At 61.5% G+C, this 3693-nt stretch carries 6 protein-coding genes and 1 pseudogene; 2 read left to right on the top strand and 5 right to left on the bottom strand.

What is annotated here, in order from left to right:
• On the bottom strand, positions 1-66 hold a 66-nt coding region (locus NFX52_RS31200), incomplete at its 3' end, for a DUF5710 domain-containing protein (protein ID WP_353848508.1).
• Between the two features lie 108 nt (positions 67-174).
• On the opposite strand from NFX52_RS31200, the gene NFX52_RS29465 reads away from it, so the two are divergent.
• Positions 175-486 carry an HU family DNA-binding protein gene (locus NFX52_RS29465; protein WP_207402250.1) on the top strand — a complete coding sequence of 104 codons (312 nt, stop codon included), beginning with the start codon at positions 175-177 and terminating at the stop codon, positions 484-486.
• A 99-nt stretch (positions 487-585) separates the two neighbouring features.
• The gene (locus tag NFX52_RS29470) at positions 586-1032 is read left to right on the top strand and encodes a helix-turn-helix domain-containing protein (protein WP_055394222.1); all 447 of its coding nucleotides are present in this window, start codon (positions 586-588) and stop codon (positions 1030-1032) included.
• A gap of 139 nt (positions 1033-1171) precedes the next feature.
• Here the strand turns inward: NFX52_RS29470 and NFX52_RS29475 are convergent, their stop codons facing one another.
• The 4 genes and pseudogenes from NFX52_RS29475 to NFX52_RS29490 form a co-directional block, all read right to left on the bottom strand.
• Positions 1172-1426 carry a hypothetical protein gene (locus NFX52_RS29475; protein WP_055394220.1) on the bottom strand — a complete coding sequence of 85 codons (255 nt, stop codon included), beginning with the start codon at positions 1424-1426 and terminating at the stop codon, positions 1172-1174.
• A gap of 277 nt (positions 1427-1703) precedes the next feature.
• Positions 1704-2153, bottom strand: coding sequence for a hypothetical protein (locus NFX52_RS29480; protein WP_055394217.1), 450 nt, complete (start codon positions 2151-2153; stop codon positions 1704-1706).
• A 135-nt stretch (positions 2154-2288) separates the two neighbouring features.
• Complete coding sequence (locus tag NFX52_RS29485; protein WP_156358580.1) at positions 2289-3059, bottom strand: hypothetical protein; 771 nt, start codon at positions 3057-3059, stop codon at positions 2289-2291.
• Positions 3060-3234: 175 nt separating this feature from the next.
• A pseudogene (locus tag NFX52_RS29490) lies at positions 3235-3453 on the bottom strand (transposase); the annotation flags it as partial.
• Positions 3454-3693: the final 240 nt, after the last annotated feature.

Consider the following 3693-nt stretch of genomic DNA (forward strand, 5'->3'; position numbering starts at 1 on the left):
GCGCGCGCCCAGCGACTTGGCGGCGTCTTTCTGCGCGAAGGGAACGTTCAGGTACTGCCGGGACATGGGAAATGAAGGGGCTGCGAGGCAGCGCCATTGTGGATCAAGGGGCCGGGGCCACGGAGCGTATCGGCTATAAACCGGGATTCACCACCTCTCAAAAACATCCACACCATGAACCGCGCAGACCTCGTGGCAACCCTCGCCGCAAAGAACGACCTCTCTAAGACGGCCGCCAACGCCGTGCTTGACACGCTGATCGAGACCATCCAGACCGCGGTGAAGAAGGGCGCTGCGGTGCAACTGGTCGGCTTCGGCACGTTCAAGTCAGCCAAGCGCGCTGCGCGCACTGGCAAGAATCCCTCCACGGGTGCTGCCATCAAGATCCCCGCATCCACAGTGCCCAAGTTCGTGGCCGGTGCGAAGTTCAAGGCCGTGGTGGACCCCAAGGCCGCCAAGCGCAAGGCCGAGAAGGCCGGCAAGTAAGCTGCCAGACCGATTCGCAAGCCGCCCGTGTGCAATAGCCCCGGACGGCTTTTTGTTGGGGTCGCTAGGCTCCACACCTTCCACACACGGGGTTCAACGATGACAGCCTTCTCCGACGCATTCCGAGCCGAAGTTCTGCGCATGGCGCGCAAGGAGATCAAGGGCGAACTGGGCAGCCTGCGCAAGACCGTCACGGCGCAGCGCTCCGAGATCGCAGCGCTCAAGCGGGATGTGAAGGACCTGGTGTCACAGGTGAAAGGGATACACAAGGCGGCAGCGCGTCAGGCGGCTCCGGGCAAGGCACAGGCCCAGGACGCCGAAGTCCCGGCACGCCAGGGACGTCGCTTTCAGTTCAAGGCCGAGGCGCTGGCGACTAAGCGGGAACAGTTGGGCCTCTCGCAGCAGGCCATGGCTTCGCTGTTGGAGGCCTCAACGCTTTCCGTGGCGCGCTGGGAGGGCGGGAAGGCGATGCCACGGGCGAAACAGCTTGAGCGCATCCAGGTGGTGTTGAAGATGGGCAAGCGGGAGGCGTTGGCCAAGCTGTAGGGGTGAATTCTTTGGCGCATATTCATCGCTGATGGCTCCGGGGTCGCCGGCATTGGCTTCCCGAACGAAAAGGCCTCCAACGACTTTGGCAGCAGCTTTTCGGCCCTTGCTCAATGAGCAAGCTGCCCGAGCAGACATGTCAATTACCTGTATTCTGCGGGCTTCGACCGCTGATAGCGCTGAGCAACCTCATACCTTCTGCAGCAAGGTAGAGTTCGTCCTCTTTGGTCACGAATCTAGCGTGCATAGCCGCAAGGCGGATGGGGTATAGCCGCTGGAAGGACTCTCGCACGCTTTCCTGTCGCTTGAATCGACCTTGGAATACTTCTCTCCAGTGATCTTTGCGGCAGATGATCGCTTCGTAGTCAGTGAAGTCTGCGGCCTCAATGAACATGGTGAGGATGACTCCGTTTCCGCCAAGATAAAGCCTAAGTGATTGATTTACTTAGGCTTTTTTCTTGGCCATATTTTTTTCCCCCCATGCCATCCCCCGCATTTCTCTGGTATTTGATGGGACGTCTTGAAATCATTTGACACAGATTTCTGAAGGCTCGGGCGGGCTGACTGCAGCGCAAATCCTGCCATCCAAGTGCCTGCATCGCCACGGGTTCATGGCGTATGCATGGTCCTTCGGGGCCATTTCGCCGCTCTGCAGTCGCGTGGTCTCACGCTCAACGCAACACCCCCAGCAACCCCGTACACCGCCCCTCCAAATCGCACAGCGAGCGCGAGCCATCCACCCTCTCGCGCAGCGTCACCAGCTCCCCCTTGCGCAGACTGGCCCCCTCCTGCAGCGCATAGAACCCTACATCGGTTTCCACCAATGCCCGGGTGAATAGGCCCCCCTTGAGCTCGACCCGCAGCACATGGCCGGCAGCGGTCTCCTTTTGCACGCTTGCACCACTCTCATGGGTCAGCCACCACATCGGGCTCAGCACCAGCGAGATCGCCAGCATGGCCAGCAAGCCGATCCCGATCAACTGAATCAAGGCGAACAGGCCGCTCAGTCGGGCCATCGCCCTGTGCAGGCGCCCGGTACGCGCAGCACCTGAGCGCTTGCCCTTGCTTTCACCTTCGGCCTTGTCTTCGCCGTCGATTGCGTCGTTGGGTTTGATCGTCATCACGGTTCTTCCTTGATTGGTTGAGGGGCTGGGACCAGCGCACGGGGACCGGGCGCTGCTTGTGTGCCTCTGAAGCGGTAGACCTGCCCCATGCCCCGTAGCGGCAGGCCACCTGTGGCTCCGGGCAGCGCTCGCTCAATCCTCGCCGTCGCACTCACCCTGCGGGTCGAGCAGCCAGTACCAGTCCTTGGCGAGCGGCTGGTACACATGGGCCTGCAGACGCTCCAGGGTGCGGCATTTGCCCGGTGCAGAAGAGTCGCTCTCCTGCAGGTGCGTGAGCAGATACCGGGCGCCGCTGGCAAGAACGGCTCCTACCTCCGTCTGCACCGCCACCAGCTCCATCTCTTCCTGCACTTCCCGCAGGAGAAGCTGCAGCGCATGGCGCTCGCGCTGCAAGCGCCTGAGCGCAGCCTCCACATGGGCCGCCCAGGTGGCAAGCGAAACACGTCCCTCCCAGTGGATCCCGGCCAGCTCCAGGTCCTGCGCCAGCTGCTCCGGAAGTGGCTCGGCCAGAATATGGGCGCCGGGTGCCTGTGCAAACAGCGCCCGAACGCCACGCGCGACCTCTAGCACTGCCTGGATGCGAAACCCTACGGTGGATAGCGCCAACTGTTCGCGCTCAAGGCGGCGCTCCAGGATGGTCTGGTCCAGCTGGCGCAGCTGCGCAGACAGTTCGGAATTGAGCAATGCCGGCAGGATGGAATCGGCCACCTGGGCATGCAGGCCCCCGAGTGCGCAGGCCAGGGCGGCCTGGGAGCCGGCCAGGCCCGAGTCCTCCCAGCAGATGAACTCCGGCTCTTGCAGGGGAACCACGGGGCTGCTGCGCAGGACGGACGATGCAGAAGGTGCAGGGCCTTGCGCACCCGCGTTGGAGGAAAGGGAAGTTGCAGTAGGTTTGATCGTCATGATGGTTTTCATGTGAGTCTGGATGCCACCCGGTCAGACCATCTGGCCGGGTTGGCAAAACCAAGATCTCATGGGAAACCGCGAAGTCAAATTGGAGCAAAGCACCGATCTCGGCTTGTCAATGGCGAAACGGGAAGCGCCTGGATGAGCTCAGCATGCCCGTGGCCTGTGATGGCATCTGTTCGCGTTCGGACGTGGTGATGCCATCGCGCACGCCGGTATCGATCTGGTCGCGCTTGACCCATTCATTCAGGGTCTGCGGCACGCAGCCGATCTTGGGGGCAATGGATTCAATGGCGGCCCACAGCGACGGGTAATCGCCTCGGTGCTCTCGCACCATGCGAACAGCGCGTTCGCGCACCTCGGGTGAAAACTGGTTCGACTTCTTGCTCATGGCTCAATCCTCTCAGAGAAGAAAGCCTCCTCAAAACCCAGGGCGATTCAACCGCTCGGATGCGGTCTTCGTATGAATACATGAACTATCTCCAGGTAGTCCAAGTTTTCCGCCGCACCCCCTGTGGCTCACTTTTACTTCGGCGCGGACACTCTCTCGACCGACTCATGTTGATTTCCTTGACCGTGGGTTCAGTGCTCAGATCGTGACTTCGGCGGCGTGACATCTCCGTGAGGCTTG

The organism is Acidovorax facilis (genome assembly GCF_023913775.1).
Taxonomy (GTDB): domain Bacteria; phylum Pseudomonadota; class Gammaproteobacteria; order Burkholderiales; family Burkholderiaceae_C; genus Acidovorax; species Acidovorax facilis.